At 72.5% G+C, this 15,294-nt stretch carries 13 protein-coding genes; 3 read left to right on the top strand and 10 right to left on the bottom strand.

Annotated elements, in window-relative coordinates; genetic code table 11:
- Positions 1-95: 95 nt before the first annotated feature.
- From ABD086_RS06185 to ABD086_RS06160, 6 genes are all read right to left on the bottom strand, one after another.
- Complete coding sequence (locus ABD086_RS06185) at positions 96-1,127, bottom strand: TIGR03032 family protein (protein WP_343906604.1); 1,032 nt, start codon at positions 1,125-1,127, stop codon at positions 96-98.
- Positions 1,124-2,944, bottom strand: coding sequence for an ELWxxDGT repeat protein (locus tag ABD086_RS06180; protein WP_343906603.1), 1,821 nt, complete (start codon positions 2,942-2,944; stop codon positions 1,124-1,126). Before ABD086_RS06180 ends, ABD086_RS06185 begins: the two co-directional genes overlap by 4 nt.
- Before the next feature lie 91 nt (positions 2,945-3,035).
- Positions 3,036-4,076 carry a YihY/virulence factor BrkB family protein gene (locus ABD086_RS06175; protein WP_343906602.1) on the bottom strand — a complete coding sequence of 347 codons (1,041 nt, stop codon included), beginning with the start codon at positions 4,074-4,076 and terminating at the stop codon, positions 3,036-3,038.
- Positions 4,076-4,600 (bottom strand): 2'-5' RNA ligase family protein, encoded by a 525-nt coding sequence (locus ABD086_RS06170; RefSeq protein ID WP_343906601.1) that lies wholly within the window; start codon positions 4,598-4,600, stop codon positions 4,076-4,078. Before ABD086_RS06170 ends, ABD086_RS06175 begins: the two co-directional genes overlap by 1 nt.
- Before the next feature lie 9 nt (positions 4,601-4,609).
- Positions 4,610-5,668, bottom strand: a complete 1,059-nt coding sequence (trpS, locus tag ABD086_RS06165; RefSeq protein WP_343906600.1) for a tryptophan--tRNA ligase — start codon at positions 5,666-5,668, stop codon at positions 4,610-4,612.
- Between the two features lie 49 nt (positions 5,669-5,717).
- Positions 5,718-7,214 (bottom strand): cellulase family glycosylhydrolase, encoded by a 1,497-nt coding sequence (locus tag ABD086_RS06160; protein ID WP_343906599.1) that lies wholly within the window; start codon positions 7,212-7,214, stop codon positions 5,718-5,720.
- Between the two features lie 74 nt (positions 7,215-7,288).
- Here ABD086_RS06160 and ABD086_RS06155 point away from each other — a divergent pair, with 74 nt between their 5' ends.
- Positions 7,289-8,437, top strand: coding sequence for a GNAT family N-acetyltransferase (locus ABD086_RS06155; RefSeq protein WP_343906598.1), 1,149 nt, complete (start codon positions 7,289-7,291; stop codon positions 8,435-8,437).
- Here the strand turns inward: ABD086_RS06155 and ABD086_RS06150 are convergent.
- The 3 genes from ABD086_RS06150 to ABD086_RS06140 all read right to left on the bottom strand — a co-directional run bounded on the left by ABD086_RS06150 (position 8,344) and on the right by ABD086_RS06140 (position 12,407).
- Positions 8,344-9,546, bottom strand: coding sequence for an MFS transporter (locus tag ABD086_RS06150; protein WP_343906597.1), 1,203 nt, complete (start codon positions 9,544-9,546; stop codon positions 8,344-8,346). The genes ABD086_RS06155 and ABD086_RS06150 overlap by 94 nt on opposite strands.
- Positions 9,547-9,697: 151 nt before the next feature.
- A complete protein-coding gene (locus tag ABD086_RS06145) occupies positions 9,698-10,222 on the bottom strand; it encodes a hypothetical protein (protein ID WP_343906596.1) in 525 nt (174 codons plus the stop codon).
- Entirely contained in the window at positions 10,215-12,407 is a 2,193-nt protein-coding gene (locus ABD086_RS06140) for an NADP-dependent isocitrate dehydrogenase (RefSeq protein WP_343906595.1), read from the bottom strand. Before ABD086_RS06140 ends, ABD086_RS06145 begins: the two co-directional genes overlap by 8 nt.
- An 85-nt stretch (positions 12,408-12,492) precedes the next feature.
- Here ABD086_RS06140 and ABD086_RS06135 point away from each other — a divergent pair, with 85 nt between their 5' ends.
- Positions 12,493-13,512: an MIP/aquaporin family protein gene (locus tag ABD086_RS06135; RefSeq protein ID WP_343906594.1), complete on the top strand. Its 1,020-nt coding sequence runs from the start codon at positions 12,493-12,495 to the stop codon at positions 13,510-13,512.
- 4 nt (positions 13,513-13,516) lie between these two features.
- Here the strand turns inward: ABD086_RS06135 and ABD086_RS06130 are convergent, their stop codons facing one another.
- Entirely contained in the window at positions 13,517-14,161 is a 645-nt protein-coding gene (locus ABD086_RS06130; RefSeq protein WP_343906593.1) for a hypothetical protein, read from the bottom strand.
- A 79-nt stretch (positions 14,162-14,240) separates the two neighbouring features.
- Here ABD086_RS06130 and ABD086_RS06125 point away from each other — a divergent pair, with 79 nt between their 5' ends.
- Positions 14,241-15,227 (top strand): malate dehydrogenase, encoded by a 987-nt coding sequence (locus ABD086_RS06125; RefSeq protein ID WP_343906592.1) that lies wholly within the window; start codon positions 14,241-14,243, stop codon positions 15,225-15,227.
- Positions 15,228-15,294: the final 67 nt, after the last annotated feature.

Raw genomic sequence — 15,294 nt, 5'->3', positions numbered from 1 at the left:
GATCCACCGTGACCAAGGCCCCAACAAGGCTGCGGGGGTCTCGACAAGCTCGACCAACGGCGGCTGCTCTCGACGGCGTCGACCACCGGGTCAGGTCACGGGGGCGGCAGCACCCAGACGTCGTCGTCCTCACCGAGCGTGGGACAGCGGGCCCCGGGCACCACCTGCACGTCGAAGATCTCCTCCACGCCGTTCTCGAACTGGAGGGTCGCGACGGTGGTCCCCGTGGCCAGGTCGACCACGCCGACGCCGCACTTGAGCTGGTCGTGGTACGCCGCGATCGGTGCGCCGCCGAAGACGTTGGTCTCCCGGATCCGGGAGAGTCCGACGAAGGCGAGCCCCCGATGGAAGGCCAGGCCGCGGGCGTAGCCCGGGAACGTCGCCACGACGTCCCGGCTCCCGGTGGCGAGGTCGACGCGCTCGAGCCGGCCGAAGCCGGAGTTCAGGACGAACAGCTGGTCGTCGTGCCAGCGGGGTGAGTGCGGCATCGCCAGCCCGGTCGTCACCGTCTCCCCCGTGTCGATGTCGAGCACGGTGCCGGTGTCGTTGCGGTTCGCTCGCCACCCGCCGGGCTCGTCGCTGGGCGCGAACAGGCTGACGAACGCCGGGCGCCCGTCGCGCATCGCCAGCCCGTTGAGGTGGCAGCGGTCCTGCGCGGCCAGCGCCGAGACGAACGGCGGCCGCCACCGCGGCACGAAGCTGTGCCGCTCGTCGAGCTGCGCGAGGCAGGAGAATGCCGTGTTGACCACCCACAGGCCGTCGTCGCCCCACGCGAGCTCGTGGCACGAGATGGCCCCGGTGACCGCCGAGGAGCGCGGCAGCCAGCAGCGGTCGAACCGGCCGGCCGGCGGGATCCCGGCGGCGACCTCGGGGTACTCGCGCAGGAACCAGACCTGCGACTTGCCGCCGACCGCGACCCGGTCCGCGCCCACCGCGACGCCCATCGCCCGGTCGAACCGCCGGAACGAGAAGCTCAGCCGGTCCTCGGCGACGCCGACGGCCACCAGCTGCCCGGCCTGGTAGGTCGAGACCAGCAGCGAGCAGCCCGCCTCGGCCAGCGCGCGGGGAAAGCCCGCGCTGTGGTGGAAGCGCACCTCGGTCGCCGGCACGTCGGCCGGCGACGTCACCGCAGCCTCAGCGTGTACCGGTGGACCACGCTGCTGCCGCCTCCTCCGCACGGCGTGAAGGTGAACTTCGCCCGGACCCGGAGCACACCGTTCTTCCGCAGCTCCTTCATGCCCGCCCTCGTCGGCCGCAGCGTCACGGTGACCGTGCCCGCCCTGGCCGCGTCCGTCGCCGACGGCTTGATCTGGGACCCGCCGACCGGGGCCACCGCCAGCGTGCCGGCTCCGTCGACCGACACCTTCAGCTTCAGCGTGCCGTTCCTGGTGTCCGCCTTGCCCTCGGACGGGACCGCGAACCCGCCGCCCGCGTTGATGTCCTCGACGAGCGTCGTGCCCGCCTCGGACCCGTCGGAGGTCCACAGCTCGCTGCCGTGGAGGCCGTCGTCGGCCCGGAAGAACAGGATGCCGTCGGCGTCGGCCAGGTCGCTGGGGCCGTAGTAGGTGCCCGAGGGCTGGATGTCGCGGACCATGACGGTGCCCGCCTCGGTGCCGTCGGACTTCCACAGCTCCCGGCCGTGGTCGCCGTCGCCCGCGGTGAAGAACAGGGTGCCGCCGGACTCGACCAGCGAGTACGGCGAGCTGTTGTAGAGGTCGGGGTTGATGTCCTTGACCAGCACCGTCCCGGCCTCGGAGCCGTCCGACTTCCACAGCTCGTAGCCGTGGGTGCCGTCGTCGGCGCGGAAGAACAGGGTGCCGCCGACCGCGGTCAGCGCGGTGGCCCCGTAGTAGCTCTGGCCGGGGTTGACGTCCTTGACCAGGACGGTTCCGGCCTCGGTGCCGTCGGTCTTCCACAGGGCCGGGCCGTGCTCGCTGTCGTCGGCGGTGAAGAACATGGTCCCGTCGACGGCGGTCAGGTAGGAGGGCCGGCTGGAGCCGGCGCCCGGGCTGATGTTCTTGACCAGCGCGGTGCCGGCGGCGGTCCCGTCCGACTTCCAGAGCTCCGCCCCGTGGACGCCGTCCCGGGCGGAGAAGAACACGGTGTCGCCCTCGGCGGCCATCCCGCCCACCACGCTGCCGTACTCCCCCGGGTGGATGTCCTTGACCAGCACCGTGCCGGCGCCGGTGCCGTCGGACTTCCACAGCTCCCGGCCGTGCACGCCGTCGTCGACGCTGAAGAACAGGCGGTCACCCACGGCCGTCAGGCTCGTGGGTCCGCTGTAGTAGCCGTTGTCGAGCGGCGAGATGTCCTTGACCATCACCGTGCCGGCCCGGGTGCCGTCGGACTTCCACAGCTCCCGGCCGTGCACGCCGTCGTCGGCGGAGAAGAACAGCGTGTCACCGACGGCGGTGAGCGAGGTCGGGCCGCTGTAGTAGCCGCCGTCGGAGTCGATGTCCCTGACCATGATCGTGCCGGCCGCGGTGCCGTCGGACTTCCACAGTTCCCGGCCGTGCTTGCCGTCGTCGGCGACGAAGAACAGCGTGTCACCCACGGCGGTGAGCGACGACGGGCGGTCGTAGTAGCCGGCGCCGGGGACGACGTCCTTGACCAGCATCGTGCCCGCGGCGGTGCCATCGGACTTCCACAGCTCCCGGCCGTGCAGGCCGTCGTCGGCGGTGAAGAAGACCGAGCTGCCGACCGCGGTGATGTCGTTCGGCGAGCTCGGCGGGGTCGGTGCACTCCCACACTGGGCGTTGCTGCTGACGGTGCTGGGGGCGGCGGCGACGGAGGCGACGGGAGCCGCGAGACCGGCGAGACCGACCGCGGCGGCGGTCGCGGCGCCGGCGGCCCGGCCGGCCCGGGCCCGGCGGCGGCGTGCCTTGGCCTGGGCGACTCGCAGCCGGACGACCTTCTCGTGTGCAGTACGACGCCGACGGCTCATGGCCGAACCTCCCCGTTCCCGGACCCTGGCTGGATCCTACGCTCGGTCAGACGCCCTCCGACCGCGTTTGGTTGCACCGGATCGCGCGGCCTCACCGGCGCCGGGTCAGCCGCCGCGCCACGGCCACCAGGCCGAGCGTGCTGAGCGCCCCCGCGACGTACGGCGCGACCCAGGCGGGCGCCTCCTCGGCCTCGGACCGCAGCGGGGGCGACGGCGGCCCCTGGACCGGTGCGGCGGGCTCCGACCCCCGCAGTGCGCGGGCCGACGGCGCGGTCCAGGTGAACGCGGCGGCGTAGAGGACGATCCGCGAGAAGTAGTTGATCCAGACCAGCACGATCAGCGCGATGCCGAACGCCTGGAAGGCGGGGCTGCCCTGGGTGACCCGGAGCAGCAGCCCGGAGGCCTGCTTGAGCAGCTCGAAGGCGAGGGCTCCGAGGGCGGCGCCCTGCCAGAGCGCGCCGCGCGGCACGTGCGGCTCGGCGAGCAGCCGGAACATCAGCACGAACAGCAGCGTGTTCGCGGCCAGGCCCAGCACGACGGTCAGCGCGGTGATCAGCCAGCCGATGTCCAGGTCGACCTCGGCCCAGTCCAGGAGGGACCCCGAGAAGCCCCCGACCAGGCCGGCCACGACCACGGCCACGAACAGCACCAGGCCGATCGACACGAGCGCGAGGAGGTCGCGCAGCTTGGCTGCGACGAAGCCCGGCTGCTCCTTCGCCGGCGTCTCGAAGACGGCGCCGAGCGCGGCCCGCATCGCCGACAGCCAGCCGAGGCCCGAGTACAGCAGCAGCACCGCGCCGATGATCCCGAGCGTGCCGGCGGCCTTCTCGATCTGGCCGAGGGTGGCCTGCCCCTGCTCGCTGCCGATCAGGCCGGGCATCACGCCGTTCAGGGCTTCGGCGAGGTCCTGCCGGGCGCCGGCGTACACCCGCGAGATCCAACCCACTACGAAGAACGAGAGCGCGAGGATCGGGAAGAACGACAGGAAGCCGAAGTAGGTGACCGCACCCGCCTGCTGGCCGGCCTGCACGCGGCCGTAGTGCTCCTGCATGCGGACCAGGTGGTCGACCAGCGGACGGCGGCGGCGGACGTCGTCGACGCGCGCGCGGACCCGCTCCCCGAGACCCGCCATCAGTCGGCCGCGGCCGCCTGGAGCGGGAAGTCCCGGGTGGGCCGCCAGCCGGTCTCGACGTCGTGGACGTAGAGGTGGAACCCGGTGACGTCGAACTCGCACTCGAAGCCCGAGAGCTCCTCGAACGCCCGGTCCAGCTGCTCGTCACCGAGGTGGTGGGCGATCGTGACGTGCGGGTGGTAGGGGTACTGCAGGTCGACGTCGAGCGGGCCCCGGCGCAGTGACTTGGCGAGCTGCTCGCAGTTGGAGATGCCCTCGACCAGCGTCACGAAGACCACCGGGGACACCGGCCGGAAGGTGCCGGTGCCGCGCAGGTGGACGCAGAAGCTGTCCATCTCGGCCGCGGTCTCCTCCAGGTGCTTCTCGACGTCGGCGAGGTGGACGTCGTCGATCTCCGTCGGCGGCACCAGCGTGATGTGGGTCGGGATCATGGCCGCGGTCGTGTCGCCGACCGAGGTCCGGTAGTCCTGGAGCTCGGTCGCCCAGGGCTCCGGGATCGCGACAGCGACGCCGATGGTGACCACCCGACGACCCTACTGGCCCGCCGCCACGAAGCCGACCCGCTGGTAGACGTCGCGCAGCGTCGCCTGGGCCACCGCCCCGGCCTGCTCCGCACCGCGGCGGAGGACGTCGGTCAGGTAGGTCTGGTCGTCCAGCAGCTCCAGCGTCCGCTCGCGGAACGGCGTCACGAAGTCGACCACGACCTCGGCCAGGTCCTTCTTCAGGTCGCCGTACCCGCGGCCCTCGTACGCCGCCTCGAGGTCGGCGATGCTGCGGCCGGACAGTGCGGAGTGGATCGTCAGCAGGTTGCTGACGCCCGGCTTCCCCTCGGGGTCGAACCGGATCTCCGAGCCCGAGTCGGTCACCGCCGAGCGGATCTTCTTGGCCGACACCTTCGGGTCGTCGAGCATCTCGACGATGCCCGACGGCGACGACGCCGACTTCGACATCTTCGAGGTCGGGTCCTGGAGGTCGGTGATCTTCGCGGTCGCCTTGAGGATGTACGGCTCGGGCAGCCGGAAGGTCTTCTTGTAGCGGCTGTTGAAGCGCTGGGCGAGGTCGCGGGTGAGCTCGAGGTGCTGGCGCTGGTCCTCGCCGACCGGCACGAAGTGCGGCCGGTAGAGCAGGATGTCCGCCGCCTGGAGGATCGGGTAGGTGAACAGCCCGACGCTGGCCGCGCCCTCGCCGCCCTTCGCGGACTTGTCCTTGAACTGCGTCATCCGGCGGGCCTCGCCGAAGCCGGTGAGGCACTGGAGCACCCAGCCGAGCTGGGCGTGCTCGGGGACCTGGGACTGCACGAAGATCGCGGACCGCGCGGGGTCGATGCCCATCGCGATCAGCTGCGCCGCGGCGCGCAGGGTCCGCTCGCGCAGCACCTTCGGGTCCTGCTCCACGGTGATCGCGTGCAGGTCGGCGATGAAGAAGAACGGCTCGTAGTCCTCCTGGAGGTCCACCCACTGCCGCAGCGCGCCGAGGTAGTTGCCGAAGTGGAACGAGTCGGCGGTCGGCTGGATGCCGGAGAGCACCCGCGGGCGGGCGGTCCCGGAGCCCTGCGCGGACGTGGCGACCTCGGGCGCGGTCGTGGTGGACATGGGCGTCATTCTGACCCATGCGGGTGGTCATTCGGGCACCCGGGGGCGGTCACCCCGGGCGTACCACGACCCGCACCCGGTCCGCCCCGCGACGCTGCGCCACCACCAGCGTGCGGGCACCGGGCTCCGACACGACTCGGCCGCCGCTCACGGCCACGCGGTAGGTGTCGCCGTACACGAGGCGCGGCATGCTGAGCACGGTCCGCGAGCCGGCGCCGAACCCGCCGCCACCCGCGCGGCGGGTGCTCCAGGACGCCGCGAAGACGTGCGTGTCCCGGTCGAAGGAGTACGCCGTCGGCACGCCCGCCACGACCTGGGGGTGCGGCACCGCGATCGCGCGGAGCTTGGCCCGGTCGACGTTGTCGCCGCGGGGCGGCCGGGACGGGTCCAGCACCAGCGCCTGGGTCGCCCCCGGCCCGGTGGTGGTCGGGTCGTCGCAGCCGCAGTAGGCCCAGTACTGCCACCCGACCCGGTGCGCCGCCGCGCGGTCCACCATCGCGGTGAGCGTCGTCCGGTCGGTAGTGGCGCCGAACTCGGTGAGCAGCGGTGCGTCGTGGGTGTCGGCGGCGTGGGCGTCGGCGTTGTCGAAGACCAGGTCGTCGAACGCGTCGCACGCGGCCTGGCCCGACCCCTCGCCGCCGGCCTCCGCGGTCAGGCAGTAGTCGTGGAACGAGAACCCCAGGCCTGCCCCCTCCGGGGTGACGTGGGTCCGGGAGCCGTTGTTGAACAGCACGTGCGGCTCGTAGAAGATCGGCGTCCGCGGGTCGACCGCGCGGATCGCGTCGATCACGCGCTGGGTGAACGCCTCGAGCTGGGCGTCGAAGACCGGGCAGCCGGCCGGGTTGGCACACTGCTGCCAGGTGGAGCCGGGCCAGGGCTCGTTGAAGAGGTCGACGCCGAGGATCCGGGGCGCACCCCGGAAGAAGTCGGCGACGTGCGCCCAGGCCGCGGCGTACCGGTCCTGGAGACCGACGCCGCCGGGACCGGGGTCGTTCGCCCAGAAGTGGTCGAACGCCCGCATCAGCGCGGGCATGCCGAAGTAGTTGGACGAGAAGCCGAGCTGCGGCTGGGCCGGCAGCCCGTCGTCCTGGACCGCCCAGTCCGGGGCGCCCTCGCCCTGGAACCGCTCGTGGTACATGTCCTGGTGGAAGTCGAGCAGCGTCCAGATGCCGGCGTCGGCGAGGATCCGGGCGGTCCGGCGGATCCGGGCCAGGTAGGCGTCGTCGTACTGCCCCGGCTCGGGCTCGACCGCCTTCCAGATCAGGCCCAGCCGCACGGTGGTGAAGCCGTTGCGGGCGAGGAACTGCGCGTCGTCGCGGCCGAAGCCGACCTCGTCGGGGGCGTAGGGCGCGATCTTGTAGACCATGTTGAGGCCCTGCAGCACCAGGACCCGGCCCCGCTCGTCGGTGATCCAGCGGGTGCCGGCAGTCGCGGCGCGGGAGCCGAGCTCCGCGCGCGCGGGCACGTCGGCGGGGGCGGCGTGGGCGGGCGCGCCGGAGAGCGCGCCGGCGAGCAGGACGGTCGCGAGGGCCGCACGAAGGAGCATGTCCCCACCAACGAGGTGTCCGGTGCCCGGTTACCGGTTTGCCCGGCGGCGCCGCGGTCGGTGAGGGTGTCGCCATGTCGACCGTCCCCACCCTGACCGACGGAGTCGTCACGCTGCGCGCCCACCGCCCGGACGACGTCGAGGCCGCCATGGAGCAGTCCCTGGACCCGGAGTCGCAGCGCTGGACCACCGTCCCGGTGCCCTACGAGCGCGCCGACGCGGAGTTCTTCGTCACCGAGCTGATGCCGCGGGGCTGGGCCGAGAACACCGAGTGGGGGTTCGTGCTCGAGGCCGAGGGGCGGTACGGCGGGACGATCTCGCTCCGCAACGCCGGCGACGGCCGGGCCGAGCTCGGGTACGGCGCGCACCCGTGGCTGCGCGGCACCGGGTACGTCGAGCGCGGGCTGCGGCTGCTCCTCGCGTGGGGCTTCGACGAGATGGACCTGCGCACGGTGATCTGGTGGGCGCACGTCGGCAACTGGGCGTCGCGACGGGTGGCGTGGAAGTTCGGGTTCTCCTTCGAGGGCACGGTGCGCGACTGGCAGCCCCAGCGCGGCGAGCTGCGCACCGCCTGGGTCGGCACGCTGCTGCGCGACGACCCGCGGGAGCCGCGCACGACCTGGCTGTCGAACCCGGTCCTCGAGGGCGACGGGGTCCGGCTGCGGCCGTTCACCGAGGCCGACCTGCCCCGCCTCGTCGAGGCGCTCGGCGACCCGGCCACGCAGCACGCGCTGCCGTTCCTGCCCCGCGACCCGGGCGCGGCGGACGGCCGGCGCTACCTCGAGCAGGTGCAGGAGCGGCTGGCGACCAACCACACGATCACCTGGGCCTTCTGCACGCCGGACGACGACCGGCTGATGGGCGCGGTCGGCCTGTACCGCTTCACCGGCGAGCCGGAGATCGGCTACCTGGCCCACCCGGACGCCCGCGGCCGTGGCCTGACCTCGCGCGCCGCCGCGGTCGCCGTACGCCACGCGTTCGAGGACCTGGGCCTGCCGCGGCTCGCGGGCTACGCGGTGGCACCGAACGCGGAGTCGCTGGCGGTGCTGGAGAAGCTGGGCATGCAGCGGGTGGGTGTCCTCCGGCGGGCCGCGCACGACGGCGACGGGAACGCCGTCGACCTGGTCGGCTACGACCTCCTGGCGTCCGAGTGGGCCGACCAGAACAGCACCCCGATGCCAAGCACGGACAGCGCCGCCCCGACGAGGGCCGGCGAGCGGTAGCCGTACCCCGCGGCGATCACCAGGGCGCCGAGCCAGGCGCCGAGCGCGTTGGCGAGGTTGAGCGAGGCGTGGTTCATCGCGGCCCCGAGCGTCTGCGCCTCACCCGAGACGTCCATCAGGCGCAGCTGCAGGTTCACCACGAGCACCGAGCCGGTCGCCGTGACCAGGAAGACCACGGGCAGCAGCGCCCAGCCGAACGGGGCGACCGCCCAGACCAGGAGCATCACGACGAATGACGCGATCCCGGAGAGGATCAGCGTGCGGAACGGCGACCACTCGGCGAGCCGGCCGGCGACCCAGGTGCCGGCGACCATGCCGAGGCCGAAGCCGGCCGTGAAGACCGGCACCGCGGACTCCGGCAGACCGCCCACGTCGGTGACGGTCGGTGCGATGTAGGAGTAGACCGCGAACAGGCCGCCGAAGCCGACCGCGCCCGCGAGCAGGGTCAGCATCGCCTGGCCGTTGCGGAAGAAGGTCATCTCCTTGCGGCCGGTCGCGTGCGGGTCGCCCGGCAGGCTCGGCACGAACGCGAGGATCAGCGCCATCGCCACGACGGACAGCACGGCCGTCGACACGTACGCCGACCGCCAGCCGACCTGCTGGCCGAGCCAGGTGGCGGCGGGGACGCCGACGACGTTCGCCACCGAGATGCCCAGCATGACCGCCGCGACCGCCCGGCCGGCGCGGCCGGGTGCGGCCAGGCTGGCGGCGACCAGGGACGCGACCCCGAAGTACGCCCCGTGCGGCAGCCCGTCGAGGAAGCGGGCGAGGAACAGCACGCCGTAGCTCGTCGCCAGCGCGGACAGCACGTTGAAGGCGCCGTACGCCGCCATCAGCCCCACGAGCAGCGCGCGGCGGGGCAGCTTGGCGCCGAAGACCGCGATCACCGGCGCGCCGACGACCGCGCCCAGCGCGTACGCCGAGATGACGTGGCCGGCCTGCGGGATCGAGACGTCCACGCCGCGGGCGATTTGCGGCAGCAGCCCCATCGTCACGAACTCCGTCGTGCCGATCGCGAACCCGCCCAGCGCCAGCGCCAGCACCGCGAGGGTGAAGTGCGCAGCCGGGCTGCGGGTGCTGCCCGTCGTCGGTGGAGCGGTCGTCGTCATGTGTCGGCGGCTGCACTTTCCGGTCGGGGGCCAACTCAGTCTCCAACCCCGACGCGGTGCGCACCTATTCCTCGCGAGGCCCGCCGGGACGTCATACGGACGGTGGAAGGGGACACACTGTCCGTATGACGTCCCGCGGTGGCGCGGGGAGCTACGGCACGACCTCCACGGCCGACTGCACGACCGCGACGGTGCCGCTGTCGGGCAGGCACGGCTGGGTGGCGAAGTTGCCGGCGGGCGCGCCGCTGCCGCCCATCCGGAGGTGGTCGCCGTCGACCGCGACCACCTCGTCGTCCTGGTCGTAGAGCGACAGCCGGTTCCCGTTCAGCGTGGCGTGGTAGCCCTCGGGCCACACGGGCCAGATCCGGTCCGGCTCGTTGCCACCGCGCACCGAGGGCGTCAGGTAGACGCACCGGTTCGCGTCGACCGCGAGCACGCCCTCGATCGGGGCGGCGGCGTCGCCGCCGCTGCCCGGCGCCCAGCCGGAGACCGGGAGGCGCACGGTGACGCCGCTCCCGGTCTCGTCGCCGGCGGACACCAGCGAGATCACGCCGAACGCCGCGGCCGCGACGAGCACCGGCACGAGCACCGCGAGCAGGTACCCGCGGTTGCTCAGCGCCTGCGGTCGCGACCAGCGGTCGTAGACCGGCTGCTCGGGATCGGTGGGCTCAGCCAAGGGACGCGATCGCCTCGTTCAGGGTCCGGGACGGGCGCATCACGGCCGACGCCTTGTCGTCGTCCGGGCGGTAGTAGCCGCCGATGTCGACCGGCGAGCCCTGCACGCCGATCAGCTCGTCGACGATGGTCTGCTCGGCGGCCGCGAGGGTGTCGGCGAGCGGCTTGAACGCGGCCGCGAGCTCGGCGTCGTCGGTCTGGTTCGCCAGCTCCTGGGCCCAGTAGAGCGCCAGGTAGAAGTGCGAGCCGCGGTTGTCGATGCCGCCCACGCGACGCGTCGGGGACTTGTCGTTGTCGAGGAACGTCCCGGTGGCCCGGTCCAGCGTGTCCGCCAGCACCTTCGCGCCCGGCTTGCCCGCCTGCTCGGCGTACAGCTCGAAGGACGGCACCAGCGCGAAGAACTCGCCCAGGCTGTCCCAGCGCAGGTAGTTCTCCTTGACCAGCTGCTGCACGTGCTTCGGCGCGGAGCCGCCGGCGCCGGTCTCGAACAGGCCGCCGCCGTTCATCAGCGGGACGACCGACAGCATCTTCGCCGACGTGCCGAGCTCGAGGATCGGGAACAGGTCGGTGTTGTAGTCGCGCAGCACGTTACCGGTGACGGAGATCGTGTCCTCGCCGCGGCGGATCCGCTCGAGCGAGTACGCCGTCGCCTCGGCCGGCGCCATGATCTCGATCGTGAGCCCCTCGGTGTCGTGCTCCGCGAGGTAGTCCTTCACCTTGGCGATCAGGTTCGCGTCGTGGGCGCGGGTCTCGTCGAGCCAGAACACCGCCGGCGCGCCGGTCGCGCGGGCCCGCGAGACCGCGAGCTTGACCCAGTCGCGGATCGGGGCGTCCTTGGTCTGGCAGGCGCGCCAGATGTCTCCGGGCTGCACGTCGTGCTCGATGAGCACGTCGCCGGCGCCGTTGACGACCTGGACCGTGCCCGCGGCCGGGATCTCGAAGGTCTTGTCGTGGGAGCCGTACTCCTCGGCCGCCTGGGCCATCAGGCCGACGTTGGGCACCGAGCCCATGGTGGCCGGGTCGAAGGCGCCGTGGGCGCGGCAGTCGTCGATGACGGTCTGGTAGACGCCGGCGTACGACGAGTCCGGGATCACCGCGAGGGTGTCGTCCTCGTTGCCGTCGGGGCCCCACATGTGGCCGCTGGTGCGGATCATCGCCGGCATCGAGGCGTCGATGATCACGTCGGAGGGGACGTGCAGGTTGGTGATGCCGCGGTCGGAGTCGACCATCGCCATCCGCGGGCCCTCGGCGAGGCCGGTGTCGACGGCGGACTTGATCGCGTCGCCCTCGGGCAGCTTCGCGGCCGCGTTGAGCAGGCCGCCGAGGCCGTCGTTCGGGGAGATGCCCGCGGCGGCGAGCTGCTCGCCGTACTGCTCGAACAGGGTCGGGAAGAACGCCTGCACGACGTGGCCGAAGATGATCGGGTCGGAGACCTTCATCATCGTGGCCTTCAGGTGCACCGAGAACAGCACGTCCTCGGCCTTGGCGCGGGCGATCTGCTCGGTGAGGAAGCGGCGCAGGGCGGCGACGTCCATGAACGTGCCGTCCACGACCTCGCCGGCGAGGACCGCGATCCCGTCCTTGAGGACGGTCTCGGTGCCGTCGGCGCCGACGTGCTTGATCGTGAGGGTGTCGTCGGCCGGCATGACGACGGACTTCTCGTTGGAGCGGAAGTCGTGCTGGCCCATGGTGGCGACGTTGGTCTTGGAGTCCGGCGACCAGGCGCCCATCCGGTGCGGGTGGCTCTTCGCGTAGTTCTTGACCGACGCGGGCGCGCGGCGGTCGGAGTTGCCCTCGCGCAGCACCGGGTTGACCGCGGAGCCCTTGACCCGGTCGTACTTGGCCCGGATCTCCTTCTCCTCGTCGGTCGAGGGGCTCTCCGGGTAGTCGGGGACGTCGAAGCCCTGGTCCTGGAGCTCCTTGACCGCGGCCTTGAGCTGCGGCACCGAGGCCGAGATGTTCGGCAGCTTGATGATGTTCGCCTCGGGGGTCTTCGCCAGCGCGCCGAGCTCCGCGAGCGCGTCGTCGGCGAGGCCGAACTGGGCCAGGATCCGGCCCGACAGCGAGATGTCGCGGGTCTCCACGTCCACACCCGCCTGAGCGGCGTACGCCTGGATGATCGGCAGGAACGAGTACGTCGCCAGCAGCGGCGCCTCGTCCGTGTGGGTGTAGATGATCGTGGCCATGCTCCGCGACTCCTGAGGGCTCGAGGGAAATACCTTGACGTCAAGATACCTGACGAGGTCGACCCATCCACACTAGAGTCGGCCCATGGCAGAGTCGACCGCCGCCCTTCCGGGCGTCCAGCAGAAGCTCGCCGCCGAGGTGCTCGGGACCTTCGTCCTCGTCTTCTTCGGCTGCGGGTCCGTCGTCTACGCCGCCACCACGGGGGCGATCTCCACCATCACGACGGTGGGCCTCACGTTCGGTGTCGCGGTGATGGTCATGGCCTACGCCTTCGGGCGGGTCTCGGGCGGGCACTTCAACCCCGCCGTCTCGGTCGGCGCCGCGATCAGCGGCCGGATCTCCTGGCGCGAGACCGGCCTGTACGTGCTGGCCCAGCTGGCCGGCGCCTTCCTCGGCGCGCTCGCGCTCTTCCTCCTCATGCAGGGGTTCGCGGGCTTCACCGCCGAGGGGCACATGGGCCAGAACTCCTTCGGTGAGCCCGGCAGCGGCTACGCCTGGTGGGCGGCGTTCCTCATGGAGGCGCTGATGACCGCCGTGTTCGTCCTCGTGATCCTCGCGGTCACCGACGAACGGTTCGAGCACCCCGCACTGGCCCCGCTCACCATCGGCTTCACGCTCGCCGCGATCCACTTCGTGATGATCCCGGCGACCGGGACGTCCGTGAACCCGGCCCGCTCGATCGGGCCGGCGCTGTTCGCCGGCAGCGACGCCATCCTCCAGCTCTGGCTGTTCATCCTCGCGCCGCTGGTCGGCGCGGCGGTGGCGGGCTTCGGCTACCCGGCCCTGTTCGGCCGGGCCGGCGAGGCGGTTCCCGGCTCCGGCATCACCTTCCCGCGGCCGCGGGCGCAGACCGTCGTCCTCGGCCCGGACCAGTACCAGCAGCAGTGGAACCAGGAGACCGGCGCCGCCGGCTACCAGGCCGCGCAGCCGATCATCCAGGACGGCTGGCAGTGGGACCCGGTCGGCCAGCAGTGGCACCCGGTCGGCCAGACCCCCGAGCAGTGGCGCGCCCAGCAGGCGGCCCAGGAGCAGGCGGCCCAGGAGCAGGAGCCGCACGCCGGGGAGGACCCGGGCGACCAGACCCGGATCCGGCCGCCGCAGTAGCGGACTACTGCCGCAGCCGCACCACGCGGTAGGCGCCGGAGACCACCTGCTCGGACTCCAGCCCGGTGCCGCGCAGGTAGGTCTGCTCGGCGCTCGCTCCCGGGCGCAGCGCGGAGCGGACCACCACCGTGACCAGGTCGTCGGACACGGCTTCGACGCTGGCGCGGTCCTCGACCACGCCCGCGGCGTACGCCGTCCGGTAGCCGTCGCCCACCCGCGGGTCCGCGGCCATCGCCAGCCCGGCCTCGGCACCGTCGGCGCCCGCCTCCCACTCCCCCTGGCGGCCGAACCACCAGACGTTGCCGCGGTCGTCCTGGGCGTAGAAGTCGACGGTCCGCCGGCCGCGCTCGGTCTGGACCCGCGCGGTGGTGCCGACGCCGTCGATCACCTGGCCCGGGGCCACCGTGACGACCAGCGGGTGCGTGCCGTCCGCGTCGGCGACGTCGTACACCCGGCGGGTGCCCGGGGTGAGCGGGAACCACGGGTTGTCCACGCGGGCGACGAAGTCCGCGGGGTCGGGGCTGGGCGTCGGGATCACCAGCTCGTCGACGCCGGTCGGCGGGCTCGGCGCCGAGGCCGTGCCGCAGCCGGCCAGCGACGGGGCGAGAGCGGCGAGCAGGGTGAGCACCGCCACCGCCCGCACCGTCATGGACCCCAGCATCGCAGGGTACGTTCCCGCTGCTAGCGTCGGGAGGCGAAGTGTCCCGGACCGTGATCGAGGAGTCGTCGTGAGCTCTACCCCGTTGAAGGTCGCCGTCACCGGCGCCGCCGGCCAGATCGGCTACAGCCTGCTGTTCCGCCTCGCGAGCGGGGCGCTCCTGGGCGACCGGCCGATCGAGCTGCGGCTGCTCGAGATCACGCCCGCGCTCAAGGCGCTCGAGGGTGTCGTGATGGAGCTCGACGACTGCGCGTTCCCCAACCTCGCCGGTGTCGAGATCGGTGACGACGCCGAGAAGATCTTCGACGGCGCGAACCTCGCGCTGCTGGTCGGCGCCCGTCCGCGCACCGCGGGCATGGAGCGCGGCGACCTGCTCTCCGCGAACGGCGCGATCTTCACCGCGCAGGGCAAGGCCCTGAACAAGGTGGCCGCCGACGACATCCGCATCGGCGTGACCGGCAACCCGGCCAACACCAACGCGCTGATCGCGATGACCAACGCCCCCGACATCCCGCGGGAGCGGTTCTCGGCGCTGACCCGCCTCGACCACAACCGCGCGATCTCGCAGCTCGCCGCGAAGACCGGCGCCGCCGTCACCGACATCACCAAGATGACGATCTGGGGCAACCACTCCGCCACGCAGTACCCCGACATCTTCCACGCGGAGATCGCCGGCAAGAACGCCGCCGAGGTCGTGAACGACCAGTCCTGGATCGAGGACACCTTCATCCCGACCGTCGCCAAGCGCGGCGCCGCGATCATCGAGGCCCGCGGCTCGTCGTCGGCCGCGTCCGCCGCGTCCGCCACGATCGACGCCGCCCGCGACTGGCTGCTCGGCTCGCCGGCGGGCGACTGGGTGTCGATGGCGGTCGTCTCGGACGGCTCCTACGGCGTGCCCGAGGGCCTGATCTCGTCCTTCCCGGTCACCACGAAGGACGGCGACTGGGAGATCGTCCAGGGTCTGGAGATCGACGACTTCTCGCGCTCGAAGATCGACGCCTCCACCGCGGAGCTCGCCGAGGAGCGCGAGGCCGTCACGGAGCTCGGCCTCATCTGACGCAACGCCGAGTCGGCGCTACTGCAGGCCCGAAAGCGGTCGAGTCGGCGCTTGTGCAGACCGCGCG

This window comes from Nocardioides aquiterrae (assembly GCF_039526625.1).
In the GTDB taxonomy this organism is placed as follows: Bacteria; Actinomycetota; Actinomycetes; order Propionibacteriales; family Nocardioidaceae; genus Nocardioides; species Nocardioides aquiterrae.
The sequence above is the reverse complement of the archived record's forward strand: the minus strand, read 5'-3'. Positions and strand labels throughout refer to the sequence as shown.